Consider the following 23,139-nt stretch of genomic DNA (forward strand, 5'->3'; position numbering starts at 1 on the left):
TCGTTCCGTTTTGCACGGATCGTTTTTGTTCGCTTAAAGCCCTTGTACCCTTGTGCATAAGGGCGCACATGGAAATCTGCCGCATTGACGATCGTTCAGGATGCGACAAGGGATGATCACGTCGTTGATCTCTATTTTTTCCAAAGCCTTTGCGATTTTCTTTTTATGATGTATCTTATCGGTCAGTTCCGGCTCATCCTGCGCTTCGATATACGCACGGACAAGTTCTTTGGTATCGTCATCAAGATTGCTCATTTGTACGGCTTTCAGGGCAGTTGGAACGTTATACCACGAATGCTTACCAAAATAATCGACGGCATACCGATATAGAAAGAACGGAATATCATCGCTGATTTTATCAAAATAATGAAACAGCGCATGATTTCCAAACTGGAACTTTGAAGATTTCGATTCCAACTTATCGTGCTCAAATTCTTTCAGACTGGGGCGCTTTAATTGAATTTCATATCGAACCAGATTTTTTGAGCGTTCCAAATCGTCTGGAGAAATCGGATAGCTCTCCTTTTCACAATTCAAGAGCTGCTGATGCTTGTCATAGAGTGCAAAATCGTACCACGTTTTTTCAAATTTACAGCTTCGGATCTCATTGTGCTGGTTATAGTGCAGTGCGCGACCTTTCCTGTACGGGTCAACGCTTCCTGCATAACGAATGATTTTTACCATCAGCGAGGGATCACATTTCACATAGAAGTCTTGTGTAATATCCAACCGGTGCATTTTCCATTTAATGGAATTCTCGATTTCAAGGAGTCCAAGCTGCTCCAATTCATTCAGAAATGCTTGCTCTTGCATGGCCAAACCTTCTGGCGATAAATCTGTTAAACTTAAACGAGATGGATCACCTGCGATCCGAGCAAGGTTCACGCCAGATAACGTTATGTATCGCTTCTTAAAGTCTGGATAATCTGCCAATGTGATGGTCAAACCACCATCTTTTCTTTTATAAGAGTAGCCTTTTTTCGAGGAGCCATGATACGGAATCCGATAGTATTTTCCAGCGGATACCATTTTTTGAATTGCCATAAATATAGTGCGCTTCGCTTCGCAATCCGTGTACGTTCCATTCACTTCAAACGTATGAATGGAAGGTGCTAAAAGTGGGAGCTTCTTTGCCATTGTCATAAAAGACACCTCATTTTGTGATTTATCAGGATGTTATGAATCAAATAGAAATTGATCGGGAGGAACAACTACTATAAAAACGCATAGCATTCTATCTGGTGATTTATGACACTGTTATCCATAGATCGAAATCTAATAGGATGATAATAAACTGCTTTTTGGGATTTCTTATAGGGCGATTTGATCATAGGTAGTGTATTTTTGATTTCTGCCCTTCAATTTCATTGTGACAAATGGAAAAATCATTACAGATTGCAATAAATCCAGTTTCGACATTTGGGATGGTTTTCGTCTGATCAGACAGGTCTGGTTTTCTTTATCAAGAGCCAGCGGGCATTTTGTATCTTGTTTTGTGAGTGGAAAGAAGGTACAATAATAACAAGTGACTCACATCTGCGAGGTGATACCATGCTGAACATCTACTTTGGAGATATGCCGGAGGCAGTCTATAATACGTCGGTCTATTTTAACTATACCTACGACCCCGATACAGAGGAAGAGGCGGGTCAATGCGTGGATGAGGTGATTCGAATTGCAGAGGAAAGCGGTGCCGAAATTCAGTTCTACTAAAAGATAATCACCATGAGGCGGAGCTTTTGCGCAGATAAAATGCTGCGGGAAGCTTCGCTTTTTGTATAAATGAAAACTTTTTACTCTTTGATTTTGCTTTATAAAATTGATGTGAGAATAAAATTTTCTGAAATGCTAGAATAAAAAGCAGAAATGAGCTATAATAATAGCAGAAAGGAGTTGAAAGAATGCTTTGCCAGTTTTCTTTTCAGAATTTTAAGTCTTATAAGGATGAAACGACATTTGATTTCCGTGCAATGGCAATTCCGGAGTTTCAGGATGCCTTGATTCGGCAGGAGAAAGCGGAAGATTTGCTTCCGGTCAGCGCGGTCTATGGCCCTAATGGTGGCGGTAAGACAAATCTGCTTCAGGCATTCTTTTGCCTGATTAACCTTGTTGTAAAGCCAATCCATGCGCTGGAGAAGAATCGACAGCCTATGATCTTCCAGCAGGGCAGCAGTGTGGCTCCTTTTATGCTGGATGAAAGCTCTGTAAATGAGCCTACGATTTTTCAGGTGTTTTTCCGTGTAGGCGAGAAGGAGTACCAGTATTATATTTCGCTCAAGGAAGAAATTGTTTTTGAGTCTCTGCTGTGGCGCACTCTTGGCGGCAAGAAGACGGGTCTGATTTTTGAGAGAGATGGCCAGAAGATTGAATTGGGTGCAAGTATCAGTAAGGCGAGCATCAACTTGGACGTCAACCCGAAGATGCCGTATCTTTCTTTTTTGGCAATCAATTATAATATTCCTGTGATTGCAGAAGTGCAGAATTGGTTTGAATCCTGTATTACGCAGAGCTACGCGAACCCCAGAGCGGAAAACATTGTGTTGGTGTCCAAGAATGAAGCGACCAAGGAAAGCCTGATTCATGCGCTGAATGATGTGGGCATTGATTTGTCCGGCTACCGCTATGATGAAGATAGTAAGCACCTGTTCACACAGAGAACGATCAATGGCAAAGTTTATGAGCTTCCCTTTGAAGCAGAGTCGGATGGCACCAAGAAGATGATTGCGGCTCTGCCGGTTCTGATGGTAGCATTGCAGGAAGGCCGCACGGTAGTTGTGGACGAACTGGATGCCAAGCTGCATCCGAAGCTACTTCGGTATGTGATTCAGATGTTCAAGAACCCGGAACTGAACAAGAAGGGCGCACAGCTGCTGTTCAGTTCTCACGACCTGACCACGATGAAGAATACGGTCTTCCGCCGCGATGAGATTTGGTTTGCCGCAATGAATGATAATCATGAAAGCGAAATTTACTCACTTTATGAGTTCCGGCAGGAGGATAATACTCGCGTCAAGAGCACAGCGGCCTTTGATAAGCAATATCTGGAAGGCCGATATGGTGCAGACCAGTATGTTGCTTATGAATGGATGAAAACTGCTGAAAATTTTTAGGATTATTGCCACAGCTCCTTTTATTTCACTAGAAAATCGGCTATAATAAGAGCCAAGACAGAATGGAATTCTGAAAATCGCATGTTGGAGAGGAACGTTACCTATGAAAATCAAGACACTTACATTAGAAAATTTTATGATTTTCGATTCGATTGACGTGGAGTGGTCTCCGAACATCAATGTGATTTTAGGTGAAAATAGTACCGGAAAAACTACTTTGCTAAAAGCTATGTATTCGCTTGTAAAGCCATACGGACGTAGCGATTTCTTGAAATGCACACAGATGCAGCAAGAGGATATGATTGTTGGTAAAATGGTGGGTGTTTTTCGTCCGGACGAAAAAAAGATTGGACGAATGTCCAGTCGCAGACGTGGTGCACCAAAGAATACCAAAATGAAGGTTTGTACCGCAGAAGGGGATATCATAGAGGTTTCTTTTGGGAGCCGCAGAGAAAACCATGCGGATGTTTCAGTGCGGCATTCAGAAAAAAGTAAACTATGTGATCCTGTATATCTTCCGCCCAAGGAGATGATTTCGGCAACAGAACATTTCCAGAGTTTGTATGAAGAGTATCATATTGACTTTGAAGAAATGTATTCCGACCTCACGAAGCTACTGGATAAGCCGCTGAAAAAGGGTGCGTATACCAGCGAGCAGAATGAAGTCCTTTCAAAATTTGAAGATAGTATAAAGGGAAAAATTGTCCAAAAAGATAAAAAATTCTATCTGAATGTAGAGGGCGAGGGCTCATTTGAAATGGGGCTTGTATCCGAAGGCTATAAAAAGTTGGCAACGGTTGTCTATCTAATTCAGTCGGGAAGCCTTGGAAAAGGATCTGTACTGTTCTGGGATGAGCCAGAAACGAATATGAATCCGAAAATGGTAGAACCAATTGTGCAAGCATTAGGTGCGCTTGCACGAGCAGGTGTACAAGTTTTTGTTACGACACATGATTATTTTACTATGCAAAGTTTTAATCTGATGGCAAAATATCCACAAGGCAAGCCTATAGATGTACAGTTTATTTCGCTGTATCATGCAGAGAACGGAAAAATTGCAATGGAAACTGGGAAAGAACTGAGAGATCTTGACCGTAATTCCATTATGGAAGAGTTTGACGAGTTGTATAATCGGGAGCAGGACTTGATTTATGGTGCTAACTGAAGGAAATCTGCAATTTACATTTCCGGGTGAAAAAGCGATTAAGTTTGATGAAACGGAGTTTTACAAGGTTCATTTTAATAAGTTATCTGGAGCCAAGGGAGTGGATTTTATCTGCGATACAGATAAGTTCCTGCTGTTGCTAGAGGTAAAGGACTGTACCGGAAATGAGGCGGATAATCGTTGGAGGATAGCAGTCAATGATGAAAAAGTGACTACTACCCTAACAACAGTAAACACAACTGGTAGAGAGAGTTTGGATAATGAAGTTGCATATAAAGTGGCATTGACGATTTCGTGCCTTCTGGGAGCGCAGACCTATGGCGATGTGTATCGTCCGAGATATAAGGCAAAGGATTTGATTCCGTATGCGAAAGCTTTGGAGGAAGATAAAATAGTGCAGCGTAACAAAGATGTTTTTGTTGTTCTATTTCTTGAAGGAACGTTTGGTTCCGATACAAGACCAAAGTCTGCGATTATGAAGCGAATTAGAGATACACTTGAAACGAAATTGGACTGGTTAAACTGTAAAGTGTCGGTTGAGGATATTAATACTTATCGAAAAGACGAACATGCACTTTATCATGTGGAGAGAATGCCGTGATAGAACTAAAAAGACGAAAATTATAAATGACGTTCTATCGCTACTCCGAACGCTCTGTAATTTTGGCACCCGCTCAGGCTGCGATCAAGAACCCCCGCAAGTAATTGCGTGAGGGCTTGAAAAAGCACAAATAAAGTATATGACCGCCCCGGTTTCCGTAACAGGAGATCGGGGCGGTTTTTTGCGCTCACGGAGGGGCAGATGGAAAACGCGGTATGAATATATACCATATAAAAATGAATATATGCTAAAATTTCGGGGAAATACTTGCATTTTCATTAAAATGGGTGTATTATGACACCTGCCGACGAAATGCCGACAATCAACAAGAGAGGGATCGATACTATTATGTCTTTGAAGAAGAAAATTGCTGCGGCTTTCATCGCCTGTGCGATGACGCTTGCCGTGGTTCCTTCCGCCTTCGCCTGCACGGCACTCTATGTCGGCAGCGACCTCACCGAGGACGGCACCACCATGTTTGGCCGGATCGAGGATCTGGGCACCAACGATTACAACAAGCTGTTCAACGTCAGCCCTGCCGGGAAGCACACCGCGGGCGAGGTGTACGAGGGCTGCTACGGCTTTACCTACACCTTCACCCACGACAGCTACCGCTATACCGCCCGCCGGGACGACAACGGTCTGGGTGTCTGCCCGGACTGCGACAGCACCCACGAGCACACCCCCTATGAGGAGGCCGGCACCAACGAGAAGGGGGTCATGGTCTCTGCCACCGAGTCTCTCTACGGCACCAACGCCGTGCTGAGCGTAGACCCCTATGTGGACAACGGCATTGAGGAAGCCGAGATCACCACGGTGCTGCTGAGCGAAGCTTCCACGGCCCGCGAGGGTGTTGCCCTGCTGACCTCCATCTACGACAACGCCGGTGCAGCCGGTGGCTCCGGCGTGTTCATTGCCGACCAGAACGAGACCTGGTTCGTGGAGAACCTGACGGGCCACACCTACCTTGCCCTGAAGCTCTCCTCCAGCGTGGTCTTCATGCAGCCCAACATCGCCGCTATGGGCAAGATCGATCTGGATGACACCGACCATGTGGTGGCCTCTGCCAACCTGATCTCCGTGGCCCAGAAGGCCGGTACCTTTGTGGGCGATGCCGCTGCCAACATCATCGACCTGGATGCCTCCTACAACGGCGACATCGCATCGGACCGCATGGCAGCTGGCCTGAACTACCTGTACGGCACCGACACCTTTACAAAGGACAACTACAGTGAGACCGACTTTGCCATCAGCAACGTCGGCGAGAACGGTGCCATCGTCCCGGTCTACTCCAATATCCAGCTGACCAAGAAGTTCTCGGTGGAGGATTCCATCCACTTCTTTCAGACCGAGCCCATCGGCAAGACGGGCAATGTGGAGACTCATCTGTTCCAGGTGAGCGCCACCGGCGATCTGAACACCGCCATTACCGAGTGGACCGCTTTTGACGACGACGTGTACAACGCCTTCGTCCCTTACTATCCGATGCTGACCACCGACACCGCAGATGTCTACAAGGTCTCGGTCCATAAGGTCACCCGTTCCGACGAGCAGCCCACCGAGGGCGTCTGGTATCAGGATGCCAAGGGCCGCTACTACACCTACCCGGACGACTGGACCGACTCCTTCTACGGCGTGCGTGACGCCCTCTCCAACCTGCTGACCTACGGCAGCAATGGCAATCAGGTCACCGCAAAGGATCAGGCTGCAGCCAAGGCCAGCTATGCCGCGCTCCAGCAGGAGATCATGGCCGACTACGCCGATATGAAGGACGCCGTTGCCGCCGCCGACACGCTGGAGGCCAAGCAGGCTGCCGCCACCAACGCCAGCAATGCCATGAGCCAGAAGGTGTACAACACCACCCTGAAGATGTACAACAAGCTCCAGGCCAAGACGGCCGCCCGGGCATGGGTCAGCTCCCTGCTGCACTGAGGCTTTGCAGCGCCTGAGGCGTTTCCCATAAAACCGCAGCGCCCCCGGTTTCCATGACAGGAAGCCGGGGGCGTTTTGTGTATGACTGCTCCTTGCAAACGCCGCCCATTCGTTCTATATGACAAGGCAGAACTGCCGAAATTCTCTTTGCGGGAAGAAAATTTGGAGAAGATCATTGCGGAGATGGGGTAAAACACACTGGAAATTCACAAATAACGTATCATCGTTACTCCGAACGCTCTGTAATTTTGGCACCCGCTCAGGCTGCTATCAAGAACCCCCGCAAGGTTTTGCGTGAGCGCTTGAAAAAGCACAAGTAACGCAATCGAACCGCTCCGGTTTCCGTAACAGAAAATCGGGGCGGTTTTTGTGTCATTTGCTGAATCGGAAGGATCCGCTTGTAAAGTTGGGAAAAAAGGTGTAATATTGGTGTACAGAGATTTAGAATAATGCTTGATATGTGATGTCTCTGTGATCTGCATCAGCGGATGTGCTCCGAATGCTTGATAGGGAGCAACACTTTCCCCGCCTTGCGGGGGTAATAGCCGAAAAACGGCAAACATCGAAAAAACTGAAAAAAACCTGAAAAAAGCAGCAAACATCCGCTTTATAGGACTTTTCGCATGCTATTCTATCCTCAGAGAAAACCCGATGATGCGGAAAAAGCGATTTTCCTGACTGCAGTGGAGGTGGAACAGGATGAAACAACGAGGTATTCCCTACGAAGTGCGGCTGTTTGCAGGCAAAACAGACCCGGTGAACAGCGGTTTCTGGCTGCCGCTCTGGATGCACCTGCGGGATACGGCGGGTATTATGGTATATCTGGTGCAGAGGTGGCTGCCGGAAAGCGTCCGTCAGCACATCGGATTGGACGAGGATCTGCTGACACAGACCGCCTGCTTTCTGGGGTTGGTCCATGATCTTGGAAAGGCTTCCACAAATTTCCAGCGTCCTATCATGGCACAACTACCGGAGCCCAGACAGCGCTTGGAAAAATACACAACGCTCAGTTACCGGGAACAGAACCGCAAGTATTCACGTCACGCGCTGGCGAGTGAGGCCATTTTGCGGTGGCTGAAATGCCCCAATGGGCTTGCATCGGTAGCAGGAGCGCACCATGGCAAGCCACAAACCGGGAAGGACGTACTTGACCAGCTGGGCGATGAGGAAGAAGGTTGCTGGGAATCTAACTACTGGCCCGAGGGCGAGCAGAAATTCTGGGAGAGCTGCTGGCGGGAATTGTTTGACTACGCCTTGCAGGAAAGCGGCTTTTCCAGCGTGGACGAGCTGCCGCAGCTGACCATCCCGGCTGAGATCCTGCTGACCGGCCTGCTCATCATGGCGGACTGGGTCGCCAGCAATACCCGGTACTTTCCGCTCATCCCTGTGGAAGAGGTGGGCAGCGATACCCTGTATCCCGCCCGTGTCGATCGAGCGTGGGAAGTGCTGGACCTGACCTCTCCGTGGGAGGTGCAGTCGGATGTGACGGAACCGGGGGCGTTTGCGGAACGGTTCGGCTTCCCGCCCAACGAAGTCCAGCGGGCCATGCTGGAAGCTGTCAGCCAGGCCCAGGAACCGGGGATGTTCATTCTGGAAGCACAGATGGGCGTGGGCAAGACGGAGGCCGCGCTGGGTGCGGCAGAGATTTTAGCCAAGCACGGCGGCGAGGGCGGAATCTTCTTTGGTCTGCCCACCCAGGCCACCGCCAACGGCATCTTTGGGCGGCTGCTGGCATGGGCCGAAAAGCAGCCGGATGGGTTGGAGCACTCCATCAAGCTGGCCCACGGCATGGCCGAACTGAACGAGGCCTACCTCCGATTGCAGCAGGACACGGTGTGGGTGGAGGAGGATCTGGAAGCAGACCCCGATGCTGACCCGGAGAGCCGGGTGATGGTGCATCAATGGTTCCGGGGCAATAAGCAGGGACTGCTGGCTGATTTTGTCATCGGCACGGTGGATCAGCTGCTGATGGCGGCATTACAGCAAAAACATGTGATGCTGCGCCACCTTGGCCTTGCGGGCAAGGTGGTGGTCATTGACGAGTGCCACGCCTATGACGCTTACATGAACTGCTATCTTGACCGGGCGCTGACCTGGCTGGGCCGGTACAAAGTACCGGTGATCCTGCTTTCCGCTACCCTGCCCGCCAAGCGCCGGGTCGAGCTGGTCAGGGCCTACCTGAATGGAAGAACTGCTCCGGACGGCCCGTGGCAGACCTGCCGGGGCTACCCGTTGCTGACCTGGACGGACGGCAAACGGGTGGAGCAGACGACCATCCCGCTGGAAACCGAACCACGCAGAGTGGAGACATTCCCGCTGACCGAGGAACAGCTGACTGACACTCTGCGCAGTGCCTTGCGGGAGGGCGGCTGTGCGGGCGTGATCGTCAATACCGTGAAAAAAGCGCAGGCCATTGCGGCCCGTCTGCGGGCAGAACTGCCGGAGTTTGAGGTGGTGGTATTCCACGCTCAGTTCCTTATGCCCGACCGTGCCGCCAAAGAAGAGGCGCTGATGAAGCGCATCGGCAAGCACTCCACCCCGGAACAGCGGGATAAGCTCATTGTGGTGGGCACGCAGGTGCTCGAGCAATCCCTTGATATCGATCTGGATCTTCTGGTCACAGAGCTCTGCCCCATGGATCTGCTTTTACAGCGTGTCGGACGACTGCACCGCCACGAGGGGCGGGCTCGTCCCCGGCCGGTGGCGCAGGCCCGCTGTGCCGTGCTGGACACTGGGACGGAGGAGTTCGACGAGGGCAGCAAGGCGGTTTACGGGGAATGGCTGCTCTGGCGCACCCGCAAGTTCCTGCCCACCGCCATCACCCTGCCCCATGACATTGCCCTGCTGGTGCAGGATGTCTATGGCTGGGAGCCCGACCCTCTGCCCGCCAGCCCGCAGAGCATGGCGGCCCGGGCGGAGTACGAAAAGGCCCAGCAAATTAAAATGGGCAAGGCAGAGACCTTTACCATCCTGCCGCCAGAAGAGCACAGAAAGCGCCCTTCCCGGAATACGCTGGACAATTGGATGGATGATGTGGGTGCGGTCAGTGACAACGGTGCCCGCGCGGCGGTGCGTGACGGCGACCCTTCCATTGACGTGCTGGTGCTGATGCGGGATGCGGCGGGGAATGTCCGCTTCCTGCCCGATGAAACGGGGCATCCCGGTGCCTGCGTGCCCACGGACGAGCCGCCTCAGCCGGAGATGGCGCTTCAAATTGCACGGCAGAAGCTGCGCCTGCCCGGATATTTCAGCAAGCGGTGGTCGGTGGAACAGACCATCGATGCACTGGAAGCCCGGAACAGGGAAGTGTTCGGGCTGTGGCAGCAGTCGCCGCTGCTGCGGGGAGAACTGATCTTACTGCTGGATGACCACCTGACCGCACAGCTTGCCGGGCAGGTGCTGCAATACGACCGTGAAAACGGTCTGACCTACCGGAAGGAGGAAGAGAATGAAGCAAATTGAGTATAATTTGCTGGAGGAACGCTGGGTGCGGGTGCGCGGGCAGGACTATACCGTGCAGGAAGTTTCTCTGCCGGATGCCCTGCTGCACGCCCACGAATACCGCGACCTGGCCGGAGAACTGCCCACGCAGGATGCCGCCATGCTGCGGCTGCTGCTGGCGGTTCTGCACACGGTGTTTTCCCGGGTGGATGAAAACGGTACTCCGGCCCCCTTTGAGGAAACGGACGATGCCCTGATCCGCTGGGAGGAGCTGTACCGGCTGGGGCATTTTCCGGAAGTGCCCATCCGGGCCTATCTGGAGCAGTGGCGGGACCGCTTCTGGCTTTTCCACCCGGAACGCCCCTTCTGGCAGGTGCCGGAAGCGAAGATCGGCACAGAATACACCGCTTCCAAGCTGAACGGGGAGCTTTCTGAGAGCAGCAACAAGCTGCGGTTATTCTCGTCCTATGCGGGCGAAGGAAAAGAGGGCCTGACTTATGCACAGGCAGCGCGGTGGCTGCTGAGTGTGAATGGCTACGATGACACCTCTGCAAAGCCCAAGGGCAAGGGTCTGCCCTCGGTGGGCGCTGGCTGGCTGGGAAAGCTGGGGTACATTCAGGCGCAGGGCAGCAACCTGTTCGAGACTTTGATGCTGAACCTGACCCTGCTGCAGGATGGCGTGAAGCTGTGGGGGGAGAATCATCCCTGCTGGGAACTGGAACAGCCCCACAGTGCAGAGCGCACAGAAATCGCCCTGCCGGACAATCCTGCACAGCTGCTGACCCTGCAATCCCGGCGGCTCCTGCTCGACCGAGAGGGGGAAATCGTGACCGGATTTTCTCTGCTGGGCGGCGATTTCTTTGCAAGAGAGAATGCATTTGCGGAACAGATGACCGTCTGGCGTGACCCGGATGCCAAAAAGAGCAAAAAGACCGGGCAGGTCACCTTTGTGCCCAGCCGTCACGACCCGGCAAAGCAGTTCTGGCGGGAGTTTCCGGCAGTGTTCTGTGAGGAAGGGGAAAGCGTCCGCAGGCCCGGCGTTGTCCGCTGGGTGGAAATGCTTCAAAATGACCCGGACTGTCCGCTGGAACGCAAGCGGCTGATCCGCTTTGCCATCAGCGGCATGAAGTATGGCGATAAGGATTTCTTTGTGAACGATTCCTTCAGTGACAGCCTGACCTTTCAGGCCGCGCTGCTGGGAGAACTGGGACGGCGCTGGACAGTGCCCATCCGGGATGAGATCGGGCGCTGCGAGCGGGCCGCGCAATGCGTCGGCCGCCTTGCCTGGGAGCTTTCCCTTGCGACGGGAGATAAGAACGATACGACCGCGGAATCCGCCCGCACCCAGTTCTACTTTACCATCGACCAGCCGTTCCGGCTTTGGCTGCAGAGCATTGACCCCGAAACGGACAAGCTGGACGAAAAAGCCGATGAATGGCAGGAGAAAGCCCGCAAACTGGTCGCAGAGCTGGGCCGCCAGATGGTGGAGCGGGCCGGGAATGCCGCCTTTGTGGGCCATAGGGTCGAGGTGAAAACAGGCGGTAAAAAGGACGAAAAGAAAACCGTTCTGTATACGGCCCCCAAGGCCTACAATAGCTTCCTGTACAATCTGCGGAAGCTCTACCCGAAGAAAGAAGGAGGAACAGCATGATAACGGATGCGATCCATGATTATGTGGCCGGACAGCTGAGCGGGCTGTGGAGCCTGCCCAAACCCCAGCGGCGTGCCCGGCTGGCAGAGCTGCGCCGGGGCGTTGGGCATCAGCCCGGCGACCTGCCGGCGCTGTGGGGCAGCTTTCTGCAGGAACTGCCCAAAGAGCTCTGGGGCAGGGAAACGGCGGCAGGAGAGTGCCGGGAACCATCGGAAGCCGAGTGGGCGGTCTACCTTGCCCTGACTCTTTACGCCCTGCACCAGCAGGGAGAAGAGAACGTTTCCATGAATGAAAAGGGCTGCACACTGGGCAGGGCGGTGCGCCTGCTGGCCCAGAATTCCGCAGCTGCCGCGCAGGACTGGACCGAGAGCAGCGTCCTGCGCCGGTTCAACGCACTGGCCACAGCGGATTCCATGCCCGAGGTGTCCCACTACCTCCGGGGGATGGTGCAGCTGTTCCGGGGAAATGAACCGAAGCTGAAACTGGATTACCCCCGGCTGGCTGTGGAGCTGTACCGGTTCCAGCTCCCGGATCAGGCAGCCAATGTCCGCCTGCAGTGGGGCAGGGACCTCTACCAGATGAACGCCGACACACCTGAAACCGAAGAAAAGGAGAATTGAAATGGATACCAAGCGTCTGTATGTTGATTTTCATGTGCTGCAAACTGTGCCGCCCAGCTGTGTGAACCGCGACGATACCGGCAGCCCCAAGACGGCTGTCTATGGCGGTGCCACCCGCGCCCGGGTATCCTCTCAGGCGTGGAAGCACGCGATCCGCAAAATGTTTGCCGAAGAAATGGCCGACATGGTCGAGACCGGAAAACGTACCCTGAAAGCAACTGACCTTGTGGTCGGGGAACTGGCCGCACTGGCTCCTGAACTGGACGATGCCAGACTGAAAAAGGATGCAAAAAAGGCACTGGAAAATGCAGGCATCAAGCTGAAAGATGACAACAACGCCGCCCTGCTCTTTTTGAGCACGGCCCAGGCCCGGGCGCTGGCCCGGCTGGCCGCCGAGGACTGCGAGGAGAAGGATGACTACAAAAAGGCCCTGAAGGAGAACCCTTCGGTGGATATGGCTCTGTTCGGTCGGATGGTTGCCAGCGATCCTTCCCTGAATTACGATGCCGCCGCTCAGGTGGCCCACAGCATCTCTACCCATGCCGTACAGAACGAGTTTGATTACTTCACCGCCGTGGATGACTGTGCCCCGGAGGATTCGGCAGGCGCGGGCCATCTGGGCACGGTGGAGTACAACTCTTCCACCCTGTATCGCTATGCTACCGTCAACATGGTGGAACTGGTGCACCTGCTGGGGGCTGAAAAGGCAGCCCAGGCTGTCCGGGTGTTCGGCGAAGCCTTCATCCGCTCCATGCCCACCGGAAAGCAGAACAGCTTTGCCAACCGCACCCTGCCGGATGCTGTCTATGTCACCTTGCGGGAGGATCAGCCTGTGAACCTCTGCGGTGCCTTTGAAAAGCCGGTGCGCAAGAGCCCCGAGGGCTATGCGGAACCCTCCAAGACGGCGCTGAAGCAATACGCGCAGCAGGTGTATGCCTGCTATGCGGATGCTCCGGCCCAGAGCTTTGCTGTGGGCATCGGGCTGGACGAGCTGGCCCCGGCCATGCCCCTGAACCAGATGCTCACCGCGCTGGAACGTGCCGTAAAGGAGAAGCTGCCCGGAAATGAGGTGTGACCATGGCAACGCTGTTGCTTCGGCTGGCCGCGCCCCTGCAATCGTGGGGTGCGGATTCCAAATTTGAGACCCGCAAAACGAACCGGGAACCCACAAAAAGCGGTGTCATTGGCCTGTTGGCGGCGGCTCTGGGCCTGCGCCGGGACGATGCCGCAGGCCTTGCCCGGCTGAACGGCCTGCACTTTGCCGTCCGTGCTGACCGGGAGGGCAGCCTGCTGGTGGATTTCCACACCGCCAACCGGCTGAGTGAGCGCCAGCAGAAAGAAAACCGAGAAAAAGGGAAAAAGCCGGAAGCTCCCTATGTGACCTACCGCCATTACCTGCAGGATGCAGTTTTTCTGGTGGGGCTGGAAAGCGAGGACACCGCCCTGTTACAGGAGCTGGAAACGGCCCTGAAACATCCGGTCTACCCGCTGTATCTGGGGCGGCGTTCCTGCCCGCCTACCCTGCCGCTCTGCCTTGGCCTCCGGGCCGGGAAACTGCTGGATACCCTGCGGGCCGAACCGCTGCTGGTGAAACAGAGGAATGGGGCCCCCTTGCGCATCGTGGCAGACACGGACCCGGCGGATGCTGCTGCCGTGCCCCGGCGTGATCTGGCGATGTCGTTCAGCCCCATCCACCGGCAGTACGGCTTCCGCCCAGTGCGGGAGTGGAACACAAACCCGCCGGAAATGCCCGGCGCGACCGAACATGACGCAATGGCAGAATTGAGGTGAGGAATCATGTATCTATCCCGCGCAGAACTTGACCCGACTCGCCGTGAGACCATGGTGGCGCTGATCTCGCCCCAGAAATTCCATGGTGCGGTGGAAAACGCTTTTGCCGGTGCGCGCCGCCGCAGGCTGTGGCGGCTGGATCAGCTGGGAGAAAAACTGTACCTGCTCCTGCTCAGTGAGGAACGGCCGGACCTGACCGCCCTGTGTGCGCAGTTTGGCACCGGTGCGCCCCCGGAGACCCGGCCCTATGACCCGCTGCTGGAACGGGTGACAGCGGGCAGCTGCTGGCAGTTCCGCCTGACTGCCAACCCCACCCGCAGCAAAAAAGACACTGCCGACCATACGGCCCGGGGAACCCTGAAACCCTGCTATCTCGAGGTGGAGCAGGAGGAATGGCTGTGGGCGCAGGCCGCAAAGCACGGCTTTGCCGTCTCGGAGGGGTCGTTCGCAGTGACCCGGAAGCAGACCTATCACTTCAAGAAAAACGGCACCCGGCCCGTTACCCTGCTGGTTGTGACCTACGAGGGTGTTCTGCAGGTGACGGACCCGGAGGCCTTCAAGGCCCTGCTGTGCGAGGGTGTTGGCCGGGGCAAGGCCTATGGCCTTGGCCTGATGACCATCATCCACAGGGGAGGAGACCATGGCTGAGATGCCGGGCATTGCGCGGCCCGAACGGCAGGCGCTGCCGCAGCTCCGGGACCGGATGACCTTTCTGTATCTGGAACACTGCACCCTTGGCCGGGACAATGGAGCCATTACCGTAACGGATGAAAAGGGAATCGTTCAGGTTCCGGCAGCGGGCATCTCTGTCCTGCTGCTGGGGCCCGGCACCCGTGTGACCCACCGTGCCATGGAGCTGATGGGGGATACCGGTGTGGCAGCGGTCTGGGTGGGGGCGCATGGCGTGCGGTTCTACGCCCATGGCCGTGCCCTGAGTGAGCACTCCCGCCTGCTGGAACGGCAGGCTGAGCGCTTTTCCAACCAGCGGGAGCATCTGGAAGTGGTGCGCAAAATGTACCAGCTCCGTTTCCCGGATGAGGATGTTTCCCGTCTGACCACCCAGCAGCTCCGGGGCCGGGAGGGCAGCCGGGTGCGCACGGCATACCGCAAGGCCGCAAAGGCCACCGGTGTCAAATGGAATGGCCGGGTGTATGACCCCAATGATTTTTCTGCAGGAGACCTCGTCAATCAGGCACTTTCGGCGGGCACGGCCTGCCTGTATGGCCTGGCCTTTGCGGTCATCACTGCGCTGGGCTGCGCGCCGGGACTGGGATTTGTCCACGTCAAGCACGAGGGCTCTTTTGTGTACGATATCGCCGACCTGTACAAAGCCGAGGTGGTCATCCCGCTGGCCTTCGAGGTGGCGGCGCAGGCTCCGCAGGATCTGCCCTCCGTTATGCGCCGCCGTGTGCGGGATGCCATGGTGGAACATCATATTCTGGAGCGGATGGTGCACGATGTCCGCTGGCTGCTCCTGAACGAAGAGGAGCAGGCGGCGGAACCGGAAGCGGTCTATCTCTGGGACAGCAAGATCGGCACCGTTGCCAACGGCGTAAACTACTTCGATGCGGAAGAAGGTGAGGAGCCATCGTTGTCCTGACTATGACAAACTGTCCGCCCAGCCTGCGGGGTGACCTGTCCAAGTGGCTGTGCGAGATCAACACTGGCGTGTATGTGGGCAATGTGAGCAGCCGTGTGCGGGATGCCATCTGGGATCGCGTCTGCGAAAACCTGAAAAATGGGCAGGCAACGCTGGTGTTCAACACCAACAACGAACAGCGGATGGATTTCCGCACCCACAACACCAGCTGGGAGGCCGTTGATTTCGAGGGCATCAAGCTGATGCGCCGCCCGCTGCCCCGGACGCAGGCCCCGGCGGCTGATCTCAAACCGGGGTTCAGCAACGCGGCCAAACGCCAGATGGCTCAGAAGATGGCCCGGAAGAAAGCCGCCGCCCCTGCCAAGGAAGAAAGCTACACCGTGATCGACCTTGAAACCACCGGTCTGAACGCCGCCTCAGATGCCATTGTGGAATACGGCGCTCTCCGTGTGCGGGATGGTCAGCCTGCCGAAGAATTTTCGGCCCTTGTCCGGGGCACAGAACCTCTGCCGGATGTGGTGGCAAAGCTCACCGGCATCACACCGGAGGAGCGGAGCGGCGGTATGGAACCGCTGGCCGCGCTGGAGGCGTTCCTCGCATTCGTGGGCAAAGATACGCTGGTGGGCTATCACCTGAAATTTGACCTCGATTTCTTGCGTGCGGCCTGCATTCGGAATGACAGACCCCTGCTTACCAACCGCAGCATCGATGTTTTGCCCCTTGCCCGCCGTAAGGTGTCGGGGGTGATGAACTATAAGCTGCTCACGCTGGCCCGGCATTTTGAGGTTGCCCAGCAGGAGACCCATCGCGCCCTGCCCGACTGCCGCCTGATCCAGCAGGTCTATGCAAAACTGAATGAAACGGGATCGGCCCACTGATAAAAATGCCGCTTCTATGGGATCTTTTTAGTCTTTTCCCCGCCAACGCGGGGGTGATCCTAATGGTCTTTGCCTCCTCAACGGTGGCGGACTCTTTTCCCCGCCAACGCGGGGGTGATCCCCAGAAGGCCTATACCGCCTGCAAGGAGTATGCCTTTTCCCCGCCAACGCGGGGGTGATCCCAGTTTTCATGCCGTTGCTCCTTTCTCACTTACCTTTTCCCCGCCAACGCGGGGGTGATCCCTACATCGCCGCGGATGCCGTGGCCTGAACGAACTTTTCCCCGCCAACGCGGGGGTGATCCCAATGCCATCACTGCCGTGTGGGCTGCCAACGACTTTTCCCCGCCAACGCGGGGGTGATCCCCACGAGAACGGCCAATAAGAGCACAAACCGAACTTTTCCCCGCCAACGCGGGGGTGATCCCGAGAAGCGAGCAGCATCTAAATTTTGTGTCAACTTTTCCCCGCCAACGCGGGGGTGATCCCCCCGGCTGCGATCTTGCGGACAAAGGCTTCCGCTTTTCCCCGCCAACGCGGGGGTGATCCTAGGGGTGCGAACCAACCTAATACCAACTACCACTTTTCCCCGCCAACGCGGGGGTGATCCTGGGAATTTCAAACAGCAAGCCGGGACGGCTGGCTTTTCCCCGCCAACGCGGGGGTGATCCCAGACGGAACCTGAACAACAATATCAATTTCGTCTTTTCCCCGCCAACGCGGGGGTGATCCCATGGTTTTGCGCATACCCAGACCAGCGCAGACCTTTTCCCCGCCCACGCGGGGGTGATCCCCCTTTTGGGCGCGCGGTGCTGCCCGCCCGCAGGCTTTTCCCCGCCCACGCGGGGGTGATCCCTTGGGGCCGCACACGGCCCGGAAGGTTGCCGCCTTTTCCCCGCCCACGCGGGGGTGATCCTTGCGTGTGATTTCTGTGGCCCGCATCCAGCCTCTTTTCCCCGCCCACGCGGGGGTGATCCTTTTTGCATGATTTTACGGATTCAGTTGATTTTCTTTTCCCCGCCCACGCGGGGGTGATCCCCAGTCAGCAAGATCGGCCATTTCTTTGGTCAGCTTTTCCCCGCCCACGCGGGGGTGATCCTATCAAAGGTCTGCTGTAGCATATTCGATGGCCCTTTTCCCCGCCCACGCGGGGGTGATCCCAAGAACATCCAGATCACCCTGCGTGCTGCTATCTTTTCCCCGCCCACGCGGGGGTGATCCTACAAGCAAAATCACAAAACGGTAAAAAAGTGACTTTTCCCCGCCCACGCGGGGGTGATCCCTGGTGCGGGTATTTATTTTGCCACGACGGAATCTTTTCCCCGCCCACGCGGGGGTGATCCCTACTACGACTACGTGGACACCCTGCGGGAAAGCTTTTCCCCGCCCACGCGGGGGTGATCTCCGGTGCGTTCTCCCTGCTCCAATTTCGGATGTCTTTTCCCCGCCCACGCGGGGGTGATCCCACTCTGCAACTGCTCATACGCCTGCTGTTCGGCTTTTCCCCGCATGCGCGGGGGTGATTCGCTGAATGCCGAGAAGGACGGTGCCTATTCCAGCTTTTCCCCGCCTGCGCGGGGGTGAACCCATGGCGGAGATCACCGCTACGGTCAGTTCCGCCTTTTCCCCGCCTATGCGGGGGTGATCCCATGATGGAGCGGTTTCGTGTGGAATTGCTCAGCTTTTCCCCGCCCATGCGGGGGTGATCCTTTCATCACCAGCACTCACCAGCCTTATCTGTGCTTTTCCCCGCCCATGCGGGGGTGATCCTAAATACACCGCTGTCCATTGCGGCATTGATGTCTTTTCCCCGCCCATGCGGGGGTGATCCTGTAGTATAATCCAAAAGGTGAACGAAAATCAACTTTTCCCCGCCCATGCGGGGGTGATCCTCAACTGAATCCGCAAAATAGTGTAAAAATTGCTTTTCCCCGCCCATGCGGGGGTGATCCTTGAACGCCGGGCCTTTCTTCAGGCCCGACAGACTTTTCCCCGCCCATGCGGGGGTGATCCTCTAACTTTGGTTAGATTCTGCTCTGTATTTTGCTTTTCCCCGCCCATGCGGGGGTGATCCTTTTCTGGCCGTGTGCGGCCCAAGGTTCTGCCGCTTTTCCCCGCCCATGCGGGGGTGATCCTGTCTAATTTTTCCTATTTTATGAAAGCGAACACTTTTCCCCGCCCATGCGGGGGTGATCCTGACCCCTGTTCACCTTTCCTGTTAAATTGGTTCTTTTCCCCGCCCATGCGGGGGTGATCCTTTTCTGGCCGTGTGCGGCCCAAGGTTCTGCCGCTTTTCCCCGCCCACGCGGGGGTGATCCCTACTACTACTGCTGTCTGATGGCATCCATGGCCTTTTCCCCGCCCACGCGGGGGTTCCACATTGACAACCCTGCGCAAAAAGCAGATAATAGGTTTATCTTGAATGCAGAGCGAGGGAAAGTATATGCTGTATTTTGAAAACGATTACTGCGAGGGTGCGCATCCGGCAATCTTACAGAAGCTGGTGGAGACCAACTTTGAAAAGGTCTCCGGCTACGGCACCGATCCCTATTGCGCCAGTGCGCGGGAGAAGATCCGCGCGGCGTGCGGCGCACCGGATGCCGATGTCTGGTTCATTTCGGGCGGCACCCAGAGCAACGCCATCGTCATTGCATCGATGCTGCGCCGCTGGGAGGGTGTGCTGGCCGCATCCACCGGCCATGTGGCTGCCCACGAGGCCGGTGCCATCGAGTTCACGGGCCACAAGGTCATCGGCCTGCCGCACACCAACGGCAAGCTGGATGCCGGGACGGTTGAGGACTGGTGCAGGACCTTCTATGCCGATGGCAATGTGGACCACCTCGTGTTCCCGGGCATGGTGTACATCTCCCACCCGTCGGAGTACGGCACCCTGTACACCAAGGCAGAGCTGGAAGCGCTGTCCGCTGTCTGCCATAAGTACCACATGCCGCTGTTTATGGACGGTGCCCGTCTGGGCTATGGTCTTGCCGCCGAGGGCACCGATGTGACGCTGGCCGATGTGGCCCGCCTGACCGATGTGTTCTACATCGGCGGCACCAAAGTGGGTGCGCTCTGCGGCGAGGCAGTTGTGTTCCCCCACGGCGCACCGGCTCACTTTATGACCATGGTCAAGCAGCAGGGCGCTCTGCTGGCAAAGGGCCGTCTGCTGGGCATCCAGTTCGATGTGCTGTTCACCGATGACCTGTACCAGACCATCAGCAAAAATGCCATTGAGACCGCCGCCGTGCTCAAGAAGGGACTGGCCGAAAAGGGCTATTCGTTCTTCATGGATTCGCCCACGAATCAGGTGTTCATCGTGTTGTCCAACGAGCAGCTGGCCGCGCTGGAAGGCAAGGCCAAGTTCGGCTTCTGGGAGAAGTACGATGATACCCACACCGTTGTCCGCATTGCCACCAGCTGGGCCACCCGGATGGAAGAGGTGGAGCAGCTGCTGGAGCTGATGTAAGGGCACACCTGCCAAATGGCGGTGCGTCTCTTTGTGCAGGATGCAGATTGTATTTCCCGCGCGGATATGCTATTCTTAACTGGATAAAGACTGCACTTTGTGTACCGTGGAAGGATGGTTTGTATTATGGGCTTTTTTGACAAGCTTTTTGGCGGCAAGGCCGCATCCGAGACGAAATTTTCCGGCCAGAAGATGACGGTCATGCTTCCCATTGACGGCAAGGTGATCCCGCTGGAGCAGCTGCCTGACGAGACTTTTGCCTCTGCGATCCTGGGCCCCGGCTGCGGCGTGGAGCCCACCGGCGACACCGTTTATGCTCCCTTTGACGGCACCGTTACGCAGGTGCCCGAAAGCCTGCACGCCGTTGGTATGATGAGCGATGACGGCATTGAGCTGCTGATCCATGTCGGCATGGACACGGTGGAGATGAAGGGACAGGGCTTTACCTCCCTGACCAAAGAAGGGGCCAAGGTCAAGGCCGGCACCCCGCTGCTGAAGGTGGATCTGGAAGCCATCCGCGCCGCAGGCCACCCCACTGCAACGGCTCTCATCGTGACCAACAGTGATGACCTGCCGGAGATCAGTGTTGTTGCAAACGGCGATGCTGCCGCTGGCACGCCGGTGTTCAAGTTCAAGAAATAAGTAAGCAGATCCCCCGGAGGCAGAGTGCTTTCGGGGGATTTTTGCGGAGAAAAGTCGTACTTATTTACGAAAAAAGCTGTATTTTGCGCGATTTTCTCTTGCATTGCAGGGGGAGTTGTGCTAGAGTAGGCAAAGTGTGAGCCAAAAACCGGTACTGTGAGAGGAAAAGGATATGGAAACAAAAAAGAAGCACGAATTATCCCTTGCAAAACGCATGGCGATCTCTCTGGTCTGCGGCCTGGTGGCAGGTCTGGCCTTTATGTTCCTGCGGGAGCATCTGAACGCCAGCGGTCAGGCACAGACCTGGACCACCATCAACAACCTGCTGTTCCAGGATATCACCGCCGAGGGCGCTGAGCGTTCCTTTGGCATCTTCTACATCATCGGCCAGCTCTTCATCAAGGCGCTGCAGCTGGTGATCATCCCCATGGTCTTTACCTCCATTTCGCTGGCCATCGGCAGCATTGCAGACACCCGCACCATGGGCCGCATTTCCGCAAAGACCCTGTTCTGGTTCCTGCTGTGCTCCTTCCTGGCGCTGCTGCTGGCAGGCTGTGTGGGCTACGGCACCTACTCCATGGGCCTGTTCAACACCCGCATCGAGGGTCTGGCAGAAGCCAGCGGTTCCACCGGTTCCAACCCCCTGAACGTGGTGCTGAACATCATCCCCTCCAACATCATCACTGCCTTTGGCAGCAATGGCGCTGTGCTTTCCAGCGTGTTCCTGGCAGTGGCCATCGGCCTGAGTATGAACACCCTGGGCGAGAGCCGCACCGCGACCCTGCGCCGCCTGCTGGGCGAGGTCAACGATGTGGTGGTCGTGTTCCTGAACTTCATCGTCAGCAACTTTGCCCCCTTTGCAGTCTTTGTGCTGCTGACCCGTACCTTCGCCATCTACGGCATCGATTACCTCAAGCCCGCGCTGGTCTATGTGGTGGTCACGGTGGTCCTGCTGCTGGCCTTCCTGATCATTGCCTACCCGCTGGTCATTGCACTGGGTGCCAAGCTGGACCCTTTCACCTTCATCCGCAAGATCGCCAACGTGGCAGTGTTTGGCTTCTCCACCTCCTCCAGCGCCGCCACCCTGCCCCTGAACATCAAGGTGTGCGAGGAAGAGTTCGGCGTGGATGAGAGCATCGCTTCCTTCGTCCTGCCGCTGGGCATGACCATCAACATGGACGGCACCGCCATCATGCAGGTCATTGCCACCGTGTTCATTGCAGGCTGTGCCGGTTACACCGTCACCCCCGGCCAGCTGGTCGTGGTCGCCCTGCTGGCCCTGCTGGCATCTGTGGGCACCCCCGCCGCTCCCGGCGCTGGGGCTGTCATCCTGTTTACCATCCTGTCTGGTATGGGCTTCGTCAACGACGGCGCTCTGTTGGCCTACTCCCTGATCCTGGCCATCAACCGCCCCATCGAGATGCTGGTCACTTCCCTGAACGTGGTGGGTGATGCAGTTGCCAGCATCTGCGTTGCCAAGAGCGAGGGCCTGCTGAACGAGAAGACCTTCAATAAGTAACAATACGCCGTAACAGGCGCAGCAAAAACTCCCATGCACAGCATCTTCCGATGTGAGCATGGGAGTTTTTTGTGTGGTAGTATTTGTGGGGAGAGTGTGGTATACTCGGCTCAGTTCAATAACTCGGGATTTGTGCGACCGATTACAGGAAGGAGAAGGATAATGGCTATCACATTAAAGAAAGCAACGAGAGAAGATATAGAAACCATCTGGAAAATGCAAGTAGAGGCATTTACAGAGCTTTTAGATAAATATCAAGATTTCGATATGAGTCCGGCAACTGAAAGCTTAGAAAAAATAATCGCTAAATTTGAACAGCCTTGGACAACTTATTATTATATCGTTGAGAATGATATAGTTGTTGGTGCAGTACGAATAGTTAATAAAAACGATGGAAGTAGAAAAAGAATTTCGCCAATTTGGATTATGGGTGAATTTCGCAATAAAGGATATGCTCAACAAGCAATGATTGAACTTGAAAATATATATGGTTCTGACCATTGGTGTTTGGATACAATTTTACAAGAAAAGGGAAATCTACATCTATATGAGAAAATGGGATATGTTCAAACTGGAAAGGTTGAGCATATAAACGAAAAAATGGATATAGTATTCTATGAAAAAAATTGACGAAGAAATCAGACAGACAACTTCGCGTTTGTGGAGCAAAGCGGAACAATAAAAGAGCAGTGCTTCCGGTGGGGGGACCCATTGGAGAGCACTG

The 23,139-nt window shown here is 55.2% G+C and carries 18 protein-coding genes and 2 CRISPR repeat arrays; of the genes, 17 read left to right on the plus strand and 1 reads right to left on the minus strand.

Annotated elements, in window-relative coordinates; genetic code table 11:
- Positions 1-33: 33 nt before the first annotated feature.
- Complete coding sequence (locus tag ACKXGA_RS11195) at positions 34-1,143, minus strand: hypothetical protein (RefSeq protein WP_242990348.1); 1,110 nt, start codon at positions 1,141-1,143, stop codon at positions 34-36.
- A gap of 408 nt (positions 1,144-1,551) precedes the next feature.
- Here ACKXGA_RS11195 and ACKXGA_RS11200 point away from each other — a divergent pair, with 408 nt between their 5' ends.
- The 17 genes from ACKXGA_RS11200 to ACKXGA_RS11280 all read left to right on the plus strand — a co-directional run bounded on the left by ACKXGA_RS11200 (position 1,552) and on the right by ACKXGA_RS11280 (position 23,045).
- Entirely contained in the window at positions 1,552-1,713 is a 162-nt protein-coding gene (locus tag ACKXGA_RS11200; RefSeq protein WP_242990350.1) for a hypothetical protein, read from the plus strand.
- Between the two features lie 188 nt (positions 1,714-1,901).
- Positions 1,902-3,110 carry an AAA family ATPase gene (locus ACKXGA_RS11205; RefSeq protein WP_117476472.1) on the plus strand — a complete coding sequence of 403 codons (1,209 nt, stop codon included), beginning with the start codon at positions 1,902-1,904 and terminating at the stop codon, positions 3,108-3,110.
- Between the two features lie 103 nt (positions 3,111-3,213).
- A complete protein-coding gene (locus ACKXGA_RS11210; RefSeq protein ID WP_117476471.1) occupies positions 3,214-4,275 on the plus strand; it encodes an AAA family ATPase in 1,062 nt (353 codons plus the stop codon).
- Entirely contained in the window at positions 4,262-4,876 is a 615-nt protein-coding gene (locus tag ACKXGA_RS11215) for a DUF6661 family protein (RefSeq protein ID WP_117476470.1), read from the plus strand. The genes ACKXGA_RS11210 and ACKXGA_RS11215 overlap by 14 nt, the downstream gene beginning before the upstream one ends.
- A gap of 348 nt (positions 4,877-5,224) precedes the next feature.
- Positions 5,225-6,808: a C69 family dipeptidase gene (locus ACKXGA_RS11220; protein WP_423729511.1), complete on the plus strand. Its 1,584-nt coding sequence runs from the start codon at positions 5,225-5,227 to the stop codon at positions 6,806-6,808.
- A gap of 699 nt (positions 6,809-7,507) precedes the next feature.
- On the plus strand, positions 7,508-10,270 hold the full coding sequence (gene cas3 / locus ACKXGA_RS11225; protein ID WP_423729512.1) for a CRISPR-associated helicase Cas3': 2,763 nt from the start codon (positions 7,508-7,510) through the stop codon (positions 10,268-10,270).
- Entirely contained in the window at positions 10,257-11,900 is a 1,644-nt protein-coding gene (gene casA / locus ACKXGA_RS11230) for a type I-E CRISPR-associated protein Cse1/CasA (RefSeq protein ID WP_423729513.1), read from the plus strand. Before cas3 ends, casA begins: the two co-directional genes overlap by 14 nt.
- Positions 11,897-12,520 carry a type I-E CRISPR-associated protein Cse2/CasB gene (gene casB / locus ACKXGA_RS11235; protein WP_117535588.1) on the plus strand — a complete coding sequence of 208 codons (624 nt, stop codon included), beginning with the start codon at positions 11,897-11,899 and terminating at the stop codon, positions 12,518-12,520. Before casA ends, casB begins: the two co-directional genes overlap by 4 nt.
- A 1-nt stretch (position 12,521) precedes the next feature.
- Positions 12,522-13,595, plus strand: coding sequence for a type I-E CRISPR-associated protein Cas7/Cse4/CasC (cas7e, locus tag ACKXGA_RS11240; RefSeq protein WP_117505578.1), 1,074 nt, complete (start codon positions 12,522-12,524; stop codon positions 13,593-13,595).
- A 2-nt stretch (positions 13,596-13,597) separates the two neighbouring features.
- Positions 13,598-14,311 (plus strand): type I-E CRISPR-associated protein Cas5/CasD, encoded by a 714-nt coding sequence (gene cas5e / locus ACKXGA_RS11245; protein ID WP_423729514.1) that lies wholly within the window; start codon positions 13,598-13,600, stop codon positions 14,309-14,311.
- A 6-nt stretch (positions 14,312-14,317) separates the two neighbouring features.
- Positions 14,318-14,959 carry a type I-E CRISPR-associated protein Cas6/Cse3/CasE gene (cas6e, locus tag ACKXGA_RS11250; RefSeq protein ID WP_423729515.1) on the plus strand — a complete coding sequence of 214 codons (642 nt, stop codon included), beginning with the start codon at positions 14,318-14,320 and terminating at the stop codon, positions 14,957-14,959.
- Positions 14,952-15,911: a type I-E CRISPR-associated endonuclease Cas1e gene (gene cas1e, locus ACKXGA_RS11255; protein WP_423729516.1), complete on the plus strand. Its 960-nt coding sequence runs from the start codon at positions 14,952-14,954 to the stop codon at positions 15,909-15,911. Before cas6e ends, cas1e begins: the two co-directional genes overlap by 8 nt.
- A gap of 2 nt (positions 15,912-15,913) precedes the next feature.
- Positions 15,914-16,789, plus strand: coding sequence for a type I-E CRISPR-associated endoribonuclease Cas2e (gene cas2e, locus ACKXGA_RS11260; RefSeq protein ID WP_423729517.1), 876 nt, complete (start codon positions 15,914-15,916; stop codon positions 16,787-16,789).
- A 32-nt stretch (positions 16,790-16,821) separates the two neighbouring features.
- Positions 16,822-18,255: a CRISPR direct-repeat array (repeat unit 29 nt).
- 92 nt (positions 18,256-18,347) lie between these two features.
- A CRISPR array of direct repeats spans positions 18,348-19,107; the repeat unit is 29 nt; unit sequence CTTTTCCCCGCCCATGCGGGGGTGATCCT.
- A gap of 124 nt (positions 19,108-19,231) precedes the next feature.
- Entirely contained in the window at positions 19,232-20,254 is a 1,023-nt protein-coding gene (locus tag ACKXGA_RS11265) for a threonine aldolase family protein (RefSeq protein ID WP_097772945.1), read from the plus strand.
- Between the two features lie 126 nt (positions 20,255-20,380).
- Positions 20,381-20,896: a PTS sugar transporter subunit IIA gene (locus tag ACKXGA_RS11270; protein WP_035393390.1), complete on the plus strand. Its 516-nt coding sequence runs from the start codon at positions 20,381-20,383 to the stop codon at positions 20,894-20,896.
- 172 nt (positions 20,897-21,068) lie between these two features.
- The gene (locus tag ACKXGA_RS11275; RefSeq protein ID WP_423729518.1) at positions 21,069-22,415 is read left to right on the plus strand and encodes a dicarboxylate/amino acid:cation symporter; all 1,347 of its coding nucleotides are present in this window, start codon (positions 21,069-21,071) and stop codon (positions 22,413-22,415) included.
- 162 nt (positions 22,416-22,577) lie between these two features.
- Entirely contained in the window at positions 22,578-23,045 is a 468-nt protein-coding gene (locus tag ACKXGA_RS11280; protein WP_187115648.1) for a GNAT family N-acetyltransferase, read from the plus strand.
- Positions 23,046-23,139: the final 94 nt, after the last annotated feature.

The organism is Faecalibacterium hominis (ex Afrizal et al. 2022) (assembly GCF_049545105.1).
Lineage (GTDB): Bacteria > Bacillota > Clostridia > Oscillospirales > Ruminococcaceae > Faecalibacterium > Faecalibacterium duncaniae.